This window comes from Kutzneria sp. CA-103260, from assembly GCF_018263855.1.
Classification (GTDB): Bacteria; Actinomycetota; Actinomycetes; order Mycobacteriales; family Pseudonocardiaceae; genus Kutzneria.
The window spans coordinates 1,193,655-1,208,456 of record NZ_CP073318.1 but is presented as its reverse complement, the minus strand read 5'-3'; the positions used below and the strand labels follow the sequence as shown (position 1 = coordinate 1,208,456).

Sequence of the window (14,802 nt, the reverse complement as noted above, 5' to 3'; positions counted from 1 at the left end):
TGCCGCCTCCCGGTGACTGGTTGGCCTGCTTCAACACTACCCAGCGGCACTGACATTCGTCCTTCAGCCACTCGGGTCGTGATCAACGTGTGTCTACCCCCGGGTGAGGGCGTCCACCAGTTCCTCGGCCGTGTTCGCGGCCTCCAGCAGGGCCCCGACGTGCGCCTTCGTGCCCCGCAGCGGTTCCAGGGTGGGGATCCGCACCAGGGACTCACGGCCGATGTCGAAGATGACGGAGTCCCAGGACGCGGCCGCGACCGAGGTGGGGTAGCGCTCCAGGCAGCGGCCGCGGAAGTAGGCCCGGGTGTCCTCGGGCGGCGTGGTCACCGCGGCCAGCACCTCCTCCTCGCTGACCAGGCGCTTCATCGAGCCCCGGGTCACGAGCCGGTTGTACAGGCCCTTGTCCAGCCGCACGTCGGCGTACTGCAGGTCGACCAACTGCAGCCGGGGCGAGCCCCACTGCAGGTTGTCGCGGTTGCGGAAGCCCTCCAGCAGCCGCAGCTTGGCCGGCCAGTCCAGCCGGTCGGCGCACTCCATCGGGTCCCGGCGCAGCGCGTCCAGCACCTCGCCCCAGGTCTTGAGCACGTGCGCGGCGACCCGGTCGCCGCTGCCCTCGGACTCCAGGAACTGGGCGGCCCGCTCGTGGTAGGCGGACTGCAGGTCGAGGCCGGAGAACTTGCGGCCGCCGGACAGCTCGACGGTGGCCTTCAGGGTCGGGTCGTGGCTGATGGTGTGCACGGCCCGCACCGGGTCGGCCAGCCGCAGGTCGTCGAACCGCTTCCCGGCCTCGATCATGTCCAGCACGATGGCGGTGGTGCCGACCTTGAGGTACGTGGAGTACTCGGCCAGGTTGGCGTCGCCGATGATGACGTGCAGCCGGCGGTACTTGTCGGCGTCGGCGTGCGGCTCGTCGCGGGTGTTGATGATGCCCCGCTTGAGCGTGGTCTCCAGGCCGACCTCGACCTCGATGTAGTCGGCCCGCTGGGACAGCTGGAAGCCGGCGTGGTCGCCGGAGGCGCCGATGCCGACCCGGCCGGAGCCGGTGATGACCTGGCGCGAGGTGAAGAACGGGGTCAGCCCCCCGATCACCGCGGTGAACGGGGTGCTGCGGGACATCAGGTAGTTCTCGTGGGTGCCGTAGCTGGCGCCCTTGCCGTCGGTGTTGTTCTTGTACAGCTGGAGTTTCGGCTGGCCCGGCACGGAGGCGGCCTTGATGGCGGCCAGCTCCATGATCCGCTCGCCAGCCTTGTCCCAGATCACCGCGTCGCGGGCGTTGGTGACCTCGGGCGCCGAGTACTCGGGGTGTGCGTGGTCGACGTAGAGGCGGGCGCCGTTGGTCAGGATGACGTTGGCCGCGCCGAGGTCCTCCACGTCCGGGTCGGACGGGGGCACGCCGGGCGCGCCCAGGTCGAAGCCGCGGGCGTCGCGGAGCGGCGACTCGACCTCGTAGTCCCAGCGGGCGCGGCGCGCCCGCGGGATCTCGGCCGCCGCCGCGTACGCCAACACCACCTGGGTCGAGGTCAACACCGGGTTGGCCGTCGGGTCGCCGGGTACGGTGATGGCGTACTCGACTTCGGTGCCCATGATCCGCCGCATGTCAGCAGCCTACGACCTCGCACCGACATGCGAGCACGGTGACCGGATTCACGATCCGGCCAGTCCGGCCGCCGGCACCACCCGTGACGCCGTCCGAGCAGGCATTACGGCGGCCAGCACGGCCAGCAGCACCACCGCGAGTCCCCCAATTGCCAGCTGGCCCCACGGCAGGCTCGGCCAAGTGTGCACGCCCATGCCCACGATCAGCAGCTCCGCGTACACGGCGCCGAGGATCGTGCCGCCGACCAGGCCGCTCAGCGCCAGCAGCACGGCCTCGGCCAGGATGCCGGCCGTGACCTCCATCCGGGTGACACCCAGGGCCCGTCGCAGCGCGACCTCCTTGCGGCGTTCCTGCACGGAGATGCTCATGGCGGTGCCGATGCCGGTGACCGCGACGGCGACGCTCAGGCCGAGCAGCACCATCAGCGTGACGGCGGCGAGGTCCAGATTCCGCTGGGTGTCCTCGCTGCTCTGGGCGGCCGTGTCCACGGTGACGGTCGGGGCGTTGGGCAGCGCGGCGAGCACGGCGCTGCGGTAGGCGGACTGGTCGAAGCCGGGTTTCACGTCGACGAGCACCGCGCTGACCGGCGCGAGCTTCGGGTCGCCGACCAGCACGTCGGCGTAGTCCAGATCGGCCTTGGGCATGGCGCCGGCGATGGTCACGGTGCGCGGCCCGCCGACCAGGCCGCTGATGGTGATCTGCTGGCCGACCTGGAGCTTGTTGTCCTCCAGCCGCCATGAGTCGACCAGGGCGCTGTCCGGGCCGAACTTCGCGGCCGCCGGCTGGTTCATGGCCGACAGGTAGGCGTCGAGCTTGGCCGGGTCGATGCCGGCGACCGCCATCCTGGCCCCGTTGACGGTGATGCCGGCGCCGGCGCCGCTGATCGGCAGCAGCTGGTTGACCTCGGGCTGCTGGGCGGCCTTGAGCACGTCCGGGCCGAGCGGCCGGTGGCCGGTGTCGCTGATCTGGGCGTCCGCGGCCAGCGGGTCGGGGCGGGACAGGGAGATGTCACGGGCGGTGCCGATGAGCACCACCGCGCCGGCCACGATCGCGCTGGCCAGCACCAGCGGCATCGCCACCGAGGCGGCGCGCTGCGGCACCCGGCCCAGTTCCACGCCGGCGAGCCGCACGTGCGGGCCGAACACCTTGCCGGCAACCCAGCCGATGCCACGGCCCAGGAACGGCACCACGCGTGGCCCGAACGAGCCGAAGACGCCGGCTACTGCGGCGATCCCGGAGAACAGGGCGAAGAACGGGGCGCCGATGGTCCGCTGAGTGGCCAGTGCGCCGAGAGCGAACACCACCGCCGCCCCGACCAGCAACCAGCCGCGGACCGTACGAGCCCGCACCGTGCGGCGTTCCGGCGTGGCCTCGTCGGCCAGGCGCAGCGCCGCCAGCGGCGACACCCGGGCGGCGGCCAGCGACGGCCGCACGGCGGCGAACGCACTGAGCGCCGCCGCCACGAGGATGCCGGTGATGAAGTAGCCGATGGATGGCAGCGCCGCCGGCTCCAACTGGGTCGCCCCGAGCATCGTCGACACGCCCGTGACGTCCAATATCCATGCCAGCAGCCGCGCCACGACCCCGGACAGCAGGGCGCCTACCGCGCCGGCCAGCGCGCCGGTGAGCACCGCCTCGATGAGGTTGGCCCACACGATCGGCGACCGCTCGGCGCCGACGCAGCGCAGCAGGGCGGTCTGCCGCTGGCGTTGCAGGTAAACGGCGCGGAAGGTGGCGCCGGCGACGAACACCGAGGTAGCCAGGGCCAGGATGCTGAACAGGAACAGCAGCACGCGGACGGTGTTGTCGCCGCCCTGGATGGTCCGCTCGCCGTCGCCGGTGCGCACGGCGAAGCCGGTGCCCAGCTGCTGGGTGATGTTGGCCCGGGCGGTGATGTCGCTGGTCCCCGGGGTCAGCTGGAGGTCCAGTTCAGTGGTGTCGAACGTCGGGTCCAGCTTCGCGGCCAGGTCCTTGCCCACCACCAGGAACGGCTGGTCGGCCTTGCCGCCCAGTTGCAGCACGCCGCTCACGGTGACCTGGACCGGGCGTCCGCCGGCGTCGGCCAGGGTGATGTGCGTGCCCGGGGCCAGATGCCGCTGGTACGCCGTGACCTTGTCGATGGCCACCTCGCCGTCGGCGGCGGGCGTGCGGCCGGCCTGGAGGGCGTACCGGTTCAGCGACGGGTCGCCCGGGTCGATGGCCGCGGACACCCGATACGGCAGGGCCCGTCCGTCCGCGCCGAGCACGTCCACATCGGCCCGCTGCACCGGCACGACCTTGGCCACGCCCGGGGCGCCGGCCAGCTGCTTGGCCACGTCGTCGAGGTTGGCGGTGTTGGCGTTGTGGTCCGGGATCGCCGACACGACCACGCCCACCGACTGCGGCACCCGCTCCGCGCCGGCCTTGACGGCGTCGCTCATCGCGTCGCCGAGCATCAGCGAGGCGATCAGGCAGGCCACGCCCACCAGCAGGGCCAGGCCCGGCAGCAGGGTCCGGCCCGGGTGGCCGCGCAGTTCCGACAGGGCGAGTCGGGTCACCATCACTGGATTCACGGTCCAGAACGCTAGGCACCCAGTGGATCACCCGTCGTCATCCTGCCGTCGCTACCACGGATCCACCCAGAGGACTACCGCTCGACGCTTGGAAGGGACCATTCCTCTCGTTGGATGAGCGAAATGGTCCCTTCACGCAGCGCGGGATCAGTTGCCGAGCATGGCCTGGACGAACTTGACGGCGTCGACGCTGCCGTTGCCGGTCACCCGGTCGTAGCCCTTGGTCGCGGTGAACGCGCCGTTGCTGCCGCTGGTGATGTCGTGCAGCGCGGCGGTGCCGGCCAGCTTGTACAGCGCCGGGTTGGCGAAGCCCAGGTTGGGCTTGCCGGCGGCCTTGGCCAGCTGGTTGTACAGCGCCGTGAAGCCGGCCCACTGCGGGGCGGCGGCGCTGGTGCCGCCGACCACGCCGAACTGGCCTTTGCTGAACACGGCCAGGCCGGTCGCCGGGTCCGCGTCGGCGGCGATGTCCGGCACCATGCGGACCTTGCTGCCCAGGCTGGCCTGGTAGTCGGGGGCGGCGAAGAGCTTGGAGTTGCCGCCGCCGGAGCCGTCCCAGCCGGTCTCGCTGGTGCGGGCGTTGTTGGCGCCGACCACCAGGTGCGTGCCGCCGGTGCCGGTGACGAACGGGTCGCTGGCCGGGAAGTCGACGCTGGTGCCGCCGTTGCCGATGTCGTCGGAGCCGCTGTCGCCGGAGGCGGCGAACAGGCTCTGTCCCTGGGCCGCGGCCTGCTTGTACAGGGTGTCCTGGGCCTGGATGTCGGCCTGCGAGCCGGCTTCCTCGGGGCCGCCCCAGCTGATCGACACGACCGGGATCTTGCTGTTCACGATCGCGGCGTACGTGTCGATGACGCCCTTGTTGCTGTTGGGGCCCTCGAAGATGGTCTGCTGGGCCTGCGGCGCGACCGCCTGGATCGCCTCGATGTCCAGCTCCACCTCGGTCTGGCCCTGGCCGAGCGCCACGCCGCCGTCGACCTTCTTGACGACCGGGGCCGGCGGCTTGAGGCCGAACTGCTGGTCGTAGGCGTCGATGTTCTGCTGCTGGAAGGCGTCCAGCTCGAACACCGCGACCTGCTGGCCGGCACCGGTGGCGTTGAGGCCCTTGATGTCGTACGCGCCGGCCAGGTTGGCCGGCGTGACGCCGCGGACCGCCCGCTGCTGGAGCGGCGGGTGGGTCAGTTTGCGGTGGTTGTCCAGGCCCGCGACGTCGGCGACGGCCGGGGCGAGGTTGCCCGGCAGAGTCAGGGCGGAGTCGTTGGCGTAGTACTCCTGGCCGCTGGCGTCGCGGCGGTCGGAGATCTTCGCGCCGAACGTCTGCTCCATCGCCGAGGCCGGGCCGGTGGCGTCCACGATGAGGTGGTTGGCCGCGACCGAGTCGACGGCCAGGCCCTTCGACTTCAGGTAGGTGGTGACCTGGTCGATCTGGTTCTGCGAGGCCCCGTACTTGGCCGCGAACTGCTGCGGCGTCAGGTACTGGCCGTACATCGGCGAGCGCGGATCGCTGACCTGCTTGACGAACTGGTCGAGGTCCTTGCTGTTGGACGGCGTCAGGCTGACCGCGACCGACAGCTGCTTGTCCGCCGGCACGTCGCCGAGGCGGGTCGACTGGGCCAGCTTCGGCAGCACCGTGCCGTTCAGGGTCACTCTGGGCTGCGCTCCGACCGGGTCGGCGTTCGCGGCCTGCATGACGGCCGCGCAGGTCCCCAGGACGGCCAGCGGCGCGACAACCGCCACGGCCACCTTGATGCTCTTCTTCACCATCGGCTCCTCGCCTCGCGCAGGGTCGCCATCCGAATACGCCTCGGGATCGGGTGCGGTTCACTGACGTGCGAGGATCGGCTGGTGGCCGATGAGCTGATCGCCTTGTACTCCCCCGCCGGTGAGCCCGTCGGCAGCGTCTCGCGGGCCCGGATGCGGGCCGAGGGCCTGTGGCACGCCGCGACCGCCATCCTGGTCCGCTCCGGCGACGGCTCCCGCGTCTACGTGCACCGCCGCAGCCCCGACAAGGACGTCTTCCCCGGCCTCCGCGACGCCGGCGTGGGCGGCGTGGTCGCCGCCCACGAGGACCCTTCCGTTGGGGCGGAACGGGAACTGGCCGAGGAGCTCGGCATCACCGGCGCGCCGCTGCGCTTCCTGTACCGGTTCGTGTTCGACCAGCCGCCGGTCCGGTGCCACAACTTCGTGTACGAGACCACCTGGGACGGTCCCATCACCCACCAGCCCGAGGAGATCGTCTCCGGCGAGTGGTTGCCCCTGCCCGAGGTCGCCGCGCTGCTCCGGGATCCCTCGACCGATTTCGTGCCCGACGGCCGGGCCATCGCCCTGGAGTGGCTGCGCCGCTACTACGACTGATCCACCCAGAGCAGCTTCCTCGTCCCGCTGGGGTTCTCGTGCGGGAGTTCCACCCGGCCCGCGATCTCGATTCCCCAGCCCTTGAGCGCACGCTCCGTCTGCTCGTCGCCCACGTCCACCGTGTACGGCCCGATGACCAGCCGATCCCCCACGTCGTTCAGCAGCCGTTTCACGAAGGCCTCTCGCCGATTCGCCGGCACGTATTCCAGCCCTGTCCGCACGAAGTCGTAGCGCTGCGGCGGATTCCAGGTGAGCGCGTTGCCGTGATGAATGCGATCCGCCCACCCCGGCAGCCTCTTCCGGGTCAGTGCCACGAATTCCGGCACGATGTCCACGCCGTGCGGCTCCACGTCCAAGCCCTGCTCCGCGGTCCAGATCGCGACGCACTCCATCAGATACCCGTTGGCACAGCCCACATCCAGGAAGGTCCCGTCCCCGCCGATCGCCTCCACCACGACCCGCCGGGCCGTCACCCAGTCCCTGGCCGTCCCACCCTTGCCCGACTGGCCCCACGGCGTGCTGGCGTTGAGGTACGGCTGTCGCAACAGATCCGCCATCGCCTCGTGCCACTCCTGCTGGCCGATCACCCCGTCCGCCAGCGCCTCGTCGACAGCCGCGATCTCCCGCCACCCGTTGTCCCACATGGCTCCCCCTTGTGACGGCAACTTCCGACCACCATCGGGCACCCGCCGTTGTTCGGCAAGCGCCCGACGAGGCCGTACAACGAATCAGCCGAGCGGGCTGCCCGGGTCGGCCAACCGGGCCGGGTCGACGGCCTTGCGAGCGCGGATCAGCTCCGTCACCGGGCCGATCCCGTCGTCCCACTGGTTGAGGTGCATGCCGGCGACCACCTCGTCGCCGGCCAGCCAGAACGCGTAGAACGACAGGCCGTCGACATCGCCGCGGGTGACGACCCGGTCGTATCCGCCGCGCGCGAACCAGCCGGTGAATTCCATGCCGATGTCGTACTGGTCGGTGAAGAAATACGGCAGCTGGTCGTAGGCGACGTCCTGGCCGAGCATCGCCTTCGCAGCAGCCGGTCCGGAATCGACGGCGTGCTGCCAGTGCTCGACCCGAATACGCTGGCCATAGCGGGAATTGGGCACGTTGGCGATGTCGCCGGCGGCGAAGACGTCGGGGTCCTCGGTGCGCAGGGCCGCGTCGACGTGCACACCGTTGTCCACGGTGAGGCCCGCGCCCTCGGCGAGCTCGGTGTTGGGCCGCGCCCCGACGCCGACGACCACGATGTCGGCCGGGATGTCCCCGGCCTCGGTGGCCACGGCGCCGACCTTGCCGGCGCCCTTGAAGCCGGTGACGCCGACGCCGAGCCGCAGATCGACGCCCTGCCGCCGGTGCGCCTCGGCGAAGACGGCCCCCATCTCCGGGCCGAGGGCGTTCTGCAGGGGCTGCGCCAGCGGCTCGACGACCGTCACCTCGCAGCCGGCCCTGCGCGCCGCGGCCGCGGTCTCCAGGCCGATCCAGCCGGCGCCCACGACCACCACCCGTCCCCCGTGGGCGAAGGCGTTGCGCAGGTCGTCGGACTGTTCGAGGCGGCGCAGGTAGTGCACCCCGTCCAGATCGTTGCCGTCGACCTTCAGCCGTCGCGGCGACGACCCGGTGGCCAGCAGCAGCTTGGCGTAGCCGATGCGCTCGCCACCGGCCAGCTCCACCTCGTGGGCGGCGCGGTCCAGCCGGCTCACGCGGCGGCCGGTGAGCAGTTCGACGTGGTTGTCGCCGTACCAGTTCAGCGAGTGCAGGTAGACGCTGTCCCGGTCCTGGTCGCCCAGCAGGTAGCCCTTGGACAGCGGCGGCCGGTCGTACGGCCGCTCCTGCTCGGCCCCGACCAGCACGATCCGGCCCTCGAAACCCTCCGCACGGAGCGTCTCGGCCGCCTTAGCCCCGGCCATGCCGGCGCCGACGATGACGTGCGTCTGCTCGCTGGACATTCTCGTCACTCCCGTCGCAGAACGGCTGATTCCCCCGTTCTACAACCCCTCCGCAACCCCCGCGCGTTGTTCGGACCTCGTTGTTCGGCCCCCGGCCAGCGACACCGAACAACGAGGAGCCGGTAGACAAGAGGCGGGCGGCAACCAGCCACGAGGGGGGACTGGTTGCCCCCGCCGGGATTGCCGGATCGCCAGCCGCCAAACCTGGCCGTGGGATGTCGCCGGCCGCCGAGGACCCCAGAATCCTCGGCGGCCGGCGACATCACGAACCGCTGGCCGCGAGCTTGGCCGCGGCGGGCACGGACACGTCCTTGATCAGGTTCTGGGCCTTGGCCTCCATGGTGGTGACCACCTGGGCCCGGGCCAGCAGGTGGCCCTTGGCCAGCAGCACGGTGCAGCTGGGCTGGGCGCCCTTCTCACACCAGCTGTAGCTGGCGTCCACACCGGCGGGAACCGGGGTCAAGGCGTACTTGGTGGCCTGGGAGCACGTCAGGGCGGCCTTCGCGGCGGTCAGCACCTGAGCGGCGGTCGTCTTGGGGTAGACGGCGACGTACTCGGTGAGGGTGGTGACCGAGCTGGCCCCGACCCACCCGGTCTGGGCGCCGGCGGCGGGCGTGCCCAGCGGGGCCGAGCAGGCCGGCAGCTGGGACAGCACGGTGGCCTTCTGCGGCACATTCGGGTGGAAGCCGATGTCGATCACGGAGGCGTCGACCATCAGCCCGGTGGTGACCGAGGCGGCCAGCGCGGCGGTGTCGGGGGCACTGGACGTGGTGGTCGGCGCGGCGCTGTGGGTGGTGCTGGGTGCGGCTGTCGACGTGGTGGTGGCAACGGGGTCCGCGTAGTGCCGCAGGTCGTTGGGCTTGCCTGAACAGGACGCCGTCAGCACCAGAATGCCGATGCCTGCGACCACGTGCGCGCGACGCAACGCCTTGCCCCCTCCGGGATTCGTCTCAAGGAATCACCCGAGGGTAGTAGTCGGCGATCATCGCCCCGCGCTCGACCGTCAGTTCCACGCCAGCTCGGCCCGCCGGCCCCAGTAACGGCCCGGCTCGGTGGCCAGCTGAGCCAGGGCGTCGCCGGGCAGCGTGACCCGCACGGCGGCCAGGTTGGCCCGCAACTGGGCGGGACTGGCCGCCCCCAACAGCACGGTGTCGGCCCACGGCTGGGCCAGCGCCGCGGCCAGCGCGACGGCGTCGGCGCCCACGCCAGCGCCCTCGGCGATGCCCAGCACCTCCGGCGGCGGCTCCACGGCCAGCCGGCCGTTGGCCAGCGCCTCCTTGACCAGCACGTGCAGGCCGGCCTCGTGGGCCTCGGCCAGCGCGGGCCCGGCGGAGGTCTCCAGCACGTTCCACGTCGACTGCACGGTGCTGAACAGCGGTTCTCCGTTGACGGTCAGGGCCATCGCCCGCCGGATGGTATCGGCCTGGGCCGGCCCGGTGGTGGAGAAGCCGATCCGCAGGCCCCGGTCGGTCAGCTCGAACAGGCTCTGCTGCAGCAGCGGGTCGTTGAACAGCGGCGAGTCGGCGGTCAGCGAGTGCACCTGGTAGACGGCGAGCCGGTCGCCCAGCAGCTCCTCGGTCTCGGCCCACTGCTGCTCGAACCGGGCCAGGGTGTGCTCCTTGACCTCGTGCACCTGGGCGTCGGGCCGCCAGTCCGCGGTGTAGGCGTAGCCCCACTTGCTGGACACGACGATGTCCGGGTGCTCCCGGTCGGCCAGCCAGCCGGCCAGGAACTCCTCGGCCCGGCCGTAGGAGCGAGCGGTGTCCACCCAGCGGATGCCGGCCGCGTAGGCCTCGTCGAGCACCTTCCACGCGGCGGCCCGCATCGCCGGCACCGTCCGCACCCCGGGCAGCGCGCCCTGGCGGCCGAGGTTGATGTAGGCGGGCCGGCCCAGCGCGGCCAGGCCAAGTCCGAGTCGTTCCAGCCCTCGTTCTCGCAGCACAGGCAAGACGCTAACCGGGCGATCCCGTTCTCGCACTACAGCAGGAACGAATGACCACTGAGAGTGGCGATCTCCGCATTCCCGGGATTTACCGAATGGTTACAGAAATCGGGACGTTCATACGCCCGAAAGAGGCACGAACGGCCCGGATCGTGAGATCCGGGCCGTCCGTGCCGTGCTCAATTCCTTCTGGGCATAGGAACTTACAGGTACTGACCGGTGTTGCTGGCGGTGTCGATGGCCCGGCCCGACTCCTGGTTCTTGCCGGTGACCAGGGTGCGGATGTACACGATCCGCTCGCCCTTCTTGCCCGAGATGCGGGCCCAGTCGTCCGGGTTGGTGGTGTTGGGCAGGTCCTCGTTCTCCGCGAACTCGTCCACGATGGCGTCGATCAGGTGCTGCACCCGAAGGCCCGGCTCGCGGGTCTCCAGCACGGCCTTGATCGCCGCCTTCTTGGCCCGGTCCACGATGTTCTGGATCATCGCGCCGGAGTTGAAGTCCTTGAAGTACAGGACCTCCTTGTCCCCGTTGGCGTAGGTCACCTCGAGGAACCGGTTCTCGTCGGACTCGTCGTACATCCGCTCGACCGTGTGCTGGATCATCGCGTTGATGCAGCGCTTGGCGTCGCCGGCGAACTCGGCCAGGTCGTCGGTGTGAATGGGCAGCGTCTCGTTGAGGTACTTCGAGAAGATGTCCTTGGCCGCCTCGGCGTCCGGCCGCTCGATCTTGATCTTCACGTCGAGCCGGCCCGGGCGCAGGATGGCCGGGTCGATCATGTCCTCGCGGTTGGAGGCGCCGATGACGATGACGTTCTCCAGGCCCTCGACACCGTCGATCTCGGCCAGCAGCTGCGGCACGATTGTGGTCTCCACGTCGGAGGACACGCCCGAGCCGCGGGTCCGGAAGATCGAGTCCATCTCGTCGAAGAACACGATCACCGGGGTGCCCTCGGAGGCCTTCTCGCGGGCCCGCTGGAAGATCAGGCGGATGTGCCGCTCGGTCTCGCCGACGAACTTGTTGAGCAGCTCGGGGCCCTTGATGTTGAGGAAGTACGACTTGGCCTGGCCGTCGTCGTCGCCGCGCGCCGCCGCGACCTGCTTGGCCAGCGAGTTCGCCACCGCCTTGGCGATGAGCGTCTTGCCGCACCCGGGCGGGCCGTAGAGCAGCACGCCCTTCGGCGGCCGCAGCTGGTACTCGTGGAACAGCTCGGCGTGCAGGAACGGCATCTCCACGGCGTCGCGGATCGCCTCGATCTGCCGGAACAGGCCGCCGATGTCGCGGTAGTCGACGTCCGGCACCTCCTCCAGCACGAGGTCCTCGACCTCCGCCTTGGGCACCCGCTCGTAGGCGTAGCCGGCCTTGGAGTCCACCAGCAGCGAGTCGCCCGGCTTGAGCGGGGAGTCGACCAGCGGGTCGGCCAGCCAGACCACGCGCTCCTCGTCGGCGTGGCCGACGACCAGCGCGCGGGCCGCGCCCGACTCGAAGTCGCTGAGCAGCTCGCGCAGGATGCACACCTCGCCGGTGCGCTCGAAGCCGCCGGTCTCCACGACCGTCAGCGCCTCGTTCAGCCGGACCGACTGGCCCAGCTTGAGGGTCGCGCTGTCGACGGCCGGCGAGACCGCCACCCGCATGCGACGGCCCGCGGTGTGCACGTCCACCGTGCCGTCCTCGTATCCGGCCAGGTAGACGCCGTAGCCACTGGGCGGCTGGGCGAGCCGGTCCACCTCCTCGCGCAGGGCGAGCAGCTGGCTGCGTGCCTCTCGGAGGGTGTCCACCAGCTTGGTGTTGCGCTCGGTCAGCTGGCTCACCCGCTCGGACGCCTCGGCGAGGCGCTGTTCGAGCAACCGGACGTGTCGTGGGGACTCCGTCAACTTGCGCCGCAGCAGTGCGATCTCGTCCTCGAGGAACCTGATCTGCGCGGACAATTCGGCGCCACTCGCACCGTTGTTCAGCTCGCCACCCTCATCGGGCTGGCTGCCGGGACGGTCGGTCGACATATCGGCACCCTCCTCCCGCTCTACGTCTTCCCACGGTACCGGCGATCACTGACAAGTGAGAGGACCCGAGGCCGCGTGCTGGTCGCGAAACGGCCACGAAACGCCCGCTCGGCCGGATGAACTACTCCATACCGGTGTCAGGGGGAACCTCCCAACCGCTACCGTGCGTCTCAGGCACCGAAGTGCCGTGGTTCCGGCAGTGTCCACGCCGTAGACGTGAACAGCCACCCAAACGTGACATCCGTCCCGTGGAGTGGACACCTCGGTTTACCCATGGCGTCATCCAGCGCAAACCAGTTCGGGGAGAGAGCAGTCGTGACCTATCCGCCGCAGCCACCGGATCCGTACGGCCAGCAGTACCCGCCGCCGCCTCCGCAGCCCGGCTACGGCCAGCCGCAGTACCCGCCGCCCCCGCCGAACCCGTACCAGCAGCAACAGCAGCCCTATCCGCAGCAGCAGCCGTACGGACAGCAGCCGCCGGGCATGTACCCGGGCGGCATGCCCCCTCGGCCGCCGCGCGGCAAGGCGCCGGTCGTGCTGATCGTGGTCGGCGTGGTCGCGGTGTTCGGCCTGATCATCGGCGGGATGGTCTGGTTCGCCGAGACCAACGCGCACACCACCGTGTCGGTTGCCACCAGCACCCGCTCGACCGCCCCGACGACCAGCGGCCGCACGTCCTCGACGACGCGGAGCCCGGGCACCAGCTCAGGCGGGACCGGATCCACGGGTGGCGCCGCGACGAGCAGCCCCCAGGCACTGGCCAACGCCTTCGTCGCCGCGGTCAACAACCACGACGCGAAGTCGGCCATCGCCCTGGTCTGCGACACCGACCGCGACGGCTACACGAAGGCCGCGCAGTCCCCGACCTCGATCTTCGGCCCCAACGCCCAGGTCACCATGACCGTGTCGGACATCCAGCAGACCGACAGCACCCATGCCGGGGCAACCCTGCACACCGAGGGCACCGTGAACGGCACTCCCGGCAGCAAGACCAGCGGCCTGCCCATGGTGCAGCTGAACGGCATCTGGACCGTCTGCGGCCACTAGGCTCCCTCTCGTGAGCTTCCAGCAGCCGCCGTTCGACTCGTCCACCGTGCGCCGGGGCCCGATGAGCCCCAAAGATCGTCGGATCATCGCCGGCACCGCCGTGGGCGTGCTGGCGATGCTCGGCGTCGGCGCGTGGGCCGTCACCGCCATCATCGGCGGCAAGCACCCGTCGACCCCGGGCGGCGGCTCCCAGGCCGCCGCCCCGGTGGACCCGCTCGCCGCGGCCGCCGCCCAGCAGTTCGCCGACGCCCTGGCCAACGACGACGTCGACGCGGCCAAGCTGGTGGTCTGCTCCTCGGAGAACCCGCAGCCGGCCGGCGTGAAGGTGCCCTACACCGTCAAGTCGCTGACCGTGACCGGCTCCACCGGCACGTTGACGCTGGTCAAGGGCCAGGACACGACCGTGCCGGCCGTCCGGCTGGTCAAGCAGGACGGCGGCTGGAAGGTCTGCGGGACCGCCTAGTTGCCGGTCGAGGTCGGGCGGCGCTGCGGCCGGGGCGTGACGACGCCGTCAGCCAGCCGGCGGGCCGTGAGCAGGAACGCGGTGTGGGCGATCATCCGGTGTTCAGGGCGGACCGCCAGGCCCACCACGTGCCACGGGCGCATCATCGTCTCCCACGACTCCGGCTCGGTCCAGCACTGCTGCTCCCGCAGCGCCTCCGTGACCCGGGACAGCTGCGTGGTCGTGGCCACGTAGACCACCAGCACGCCGCCGGGGATCAGGGCGGCGCGGACCGTCTCCAGGACGTCCCACGGGGCCAGCATGTCCAGGACGACCCGGTCCACCTCGCCGCCCTCGGCGGCCGACGGGTGCGCGTTCAGGTCGGCCACGGTCAGCGACCAGTTGTCCGGGGCCTTGCCGAAGAACTGCTCCACGTTGCGGATCGCGTGGTCGGCGTGGTCCTGGCGCACCTCGTAGGAGATGACCTTGCCCTGGTCGCCGACCGCGCGCAGCAGCGAGCAGGTCAGCGCCCCCGAGCCGGCCCCGGCCTCAAGCACGCGGGCCCCCGGGAAGACGTCGCCCCACATCACGATCTGGGCCGCGTCCTTCGGGTAGATCACCTGGGCGCCGCGGGGCATCGACAGCACGTAGTCCGGCAGCAGCGGGCGCATGGCCAGGTACGAGGTGTTGGCCGCGGACGTGATCAGCGAGCCCTCCGGCTTGCCGATCAGGTCGTCGTGCGCGAGGGCGCCGCGGTGCGTGTGGTACTCCTTGCCGGGTTCGAGGACGATCGTGTAGTGCCGACCCTTCGAGTCGGTCAGCTGCACCCGGTCTCCGGCCTGGAAAGGCCCGCTCACGCTCACTGTGTCCCTTTCGCCGCGTTCCGCGGCGGGCGGATCCGCCATTAAGCCGGCGTCTTCCCTTGCACGG

At 70.9% G+C, this 14,802-nt stretch carries 12 protein-coding genes; 3 read left to right on the top strand and 9 right to left on the bottom strand.

Translation table 11 applies throughout. From position 1 onward, the window contains the following. Window positions 1–93: 93 nt before the first annotated feature. The 3 genes from dop to JJ691_RS05280 form a co-directional block, all read right to left on the bottom strand. A complete protein-coding gene (gene dop / locus JJ691_RS05290; RefSeq protein ID WP_211767672.1) occupies window positions 94–1,596 on the bottom strand; it encodes a depupylase/deamidase Dop in 1,503 nt (500 codons plus the stop codon). A 48-nt stretch (window positions 1,597–1,644) separates the two neighbouring features. Then, window positions 1,645–4,149: an FtsX-like permease family protein gene (locus JJ691_RS05285; RefSeq protein WP_249227697.1), complete on the bottom strand. Its 2,505-nt coding sequence runs from the start codon at window positions 4,147–4,149 to the stop codon at window positions 1,645–1,647. Window positions 4,150–4,296: 147 nt separating this feature from the next. Further along, a complete protein-coding gene (locus tag JJ691_RS05280) occupies window positions 4,297–5,904 on the bottom strand; it encodes a S53 family peptidase (RefSeq protein ID WP_211767671.1) in 1,608 nt (535 codons plus the stop codon). An 84-nt stretch (window positions 5,905–5,988) separates the two neighbouring features. Here JJ691_RS05280 and JJ691_RS05275 point away from each other — a divergent pair, with 84 nt between their 5' ends. Then, the gene (locus JJ691_RS05275) at window positions 5,989–6,498 is read left to right on the top strand and encodes an NUDIX hydrolase (RefSeq protein WP_442912714.1); all 510 of its coding nucleotides are present in this window, start codon (window positions 5,989–5,991) and stop codon (window positions 6,496–6,498) included. On the opposite strand, the gene JJ691_RS05270 is transcribed toward JJ691_RS05275, so the two are convergent. The 5 genes from JJ691_RS05270 to arc form a co-directional block, all read right to left on the bottom strand. Then, window positions 6,489–7,142: a class I SAM-dependent methyltransferase gene (locus JJ691_RS05270; RefSeq protein WP_211767670.1), complete on the bottom strand. Its 654-nt coding sequence runs from the start codon at window positions 7,140–7,142 to the stop codon at window positions 6,489–6,491. The two genes, JJ691_RS05275 and JJ691_RS05270, sit on opposite strands and share 10 nt — an antisense overlap. Window positions 7,143–7,226: 84 nt before the next feature. Beyond that, window positions 7,227–8,444, bottom strand: coding sequence for an NAD(P)/FAD-dependent oxidoreductase (locus tag JJ691_RS05265; RefSeq protein WP_211767669.1), 1,218 nt, complete (start codon window positions 8,442–8,444; stop codon window positions 7,227–7,229). A 262-nt stretch (window positions 8,445–8,706) separates the two neighbouring features. Then, on the bottom strand, window positions 8,707–9,369 hold the full coding sequence (locus JJ691_RS05260; protein ID WP_211767668.1) for a hypothetical protein: 663 nt from the start codon (window positions 9,367–9,369) through the stop codon (window positions 8,707–8,709). A 78-nt stretch (window positions 9,370–9,447) separates the two neighbouring features. Continuing rightward, window positions 9,448–10,386, bottom strand: coding sequence for an aldo/keto reductase (locus JJ691_RS05255; RefSeq protein WP_249227696.1), 939 nt, complete (start codon window positions 10,384–10,386; stop codon window positions 9,448–9,450). A gap of 203 nt (window positions 10,387–10,589) precedes the next feature. Beyond that, window positions 10,590–12,383, bottom strand: a complete 1,794-nt coding sequence (gene arc / locus JJ691_RS05250) for a proteasome ATPase (RefSeq protein WP_211767667.1) — start codon at window positions 12,381–12,383, stop codon at window positions 10,590–10,592. Between the two features lie 315 nt (window positions 12,384–12,698). Here arc and JJ691_RS05245 point away from each other — a divergent pair, with 315 nt between their 5' ends. Both JJ691_RS05245 and JJ691_RS05240 read left to right on the top strand, forming a co-directional pair. Continuing rightward, window positions 12,699–13,430, top strand: a complete 732-nt coding sequence (locus JJ691_RS05245) for a hypothetical protein (RefSeq protein ID WP_211767666.1) — start codon at window positions 12,699–12,701, stop codon at window positions 13,428–13,430. Between the two features lie 10 nt (window positions 13,431–13,440). Continuing rightward, window positions 13,441–13,893, top strand: coding sequence for a hypothetical protein (locus JJ691_RS05240; protein ID WP_211767665.1), 453 nt, complete (start codon window positions 13,441–13,443; stop codon window positions 13,891–13,893). Here the strand turns inward: JJ691_RS05240 and JJ691_RS05235 are convergent. Next, window positions 13,890–14,735: a tRNA (adenine-N1)-methyltransferase gene (locus tag JJ691_RS05235; RefSeq protein ID WP_211767664.1), complete on the bottom strand. Its 846-nt coding sequence runs from the start codon at window positions 14,733–14,735 to the stop codon at window positions 13,890–13,892. The genes JJ691_RS05240 and JJ691_RS05235 overlap by 4 nt on opposite strands. Between the last annotated feature and the right edge of the window lie 67 nt (window positions 14,736–14,802).

What these genes read in the sequence shown, in the direction of transcription:
- dop (WP_211767672.1), bottom strand. Translation starts at nt 1,596, where the DNA reads ATGCGGCGGATCATGGGCACCGAAGTCGAGTACGCCATCACCGTACCC.
- arc (WP_211767667.1), bottom strand. Translation starts at nt 12,383, where the DNA reads ATGTCGACCGACCGTCCCGGCAGCCAGCCCGATGAGGGTGGCGAGCTG.
- JJ691_RS05265 (WP_211767669.1), bottom strand. Translation starts at nt 8,444, where the DNA reads ATGTCCAGCGAGCAGACGCACGTCATCGTCGGCGCCGGCATGGCCGGG.
- JJ691_RS05270 (WP_211767670.1), bottom strand. Translation starts at nt 7,142, where the DNA reads ATGTGGGACAACGGGTGGCGGGAGATCGCGGCTGTCGACGAGGCGCTG.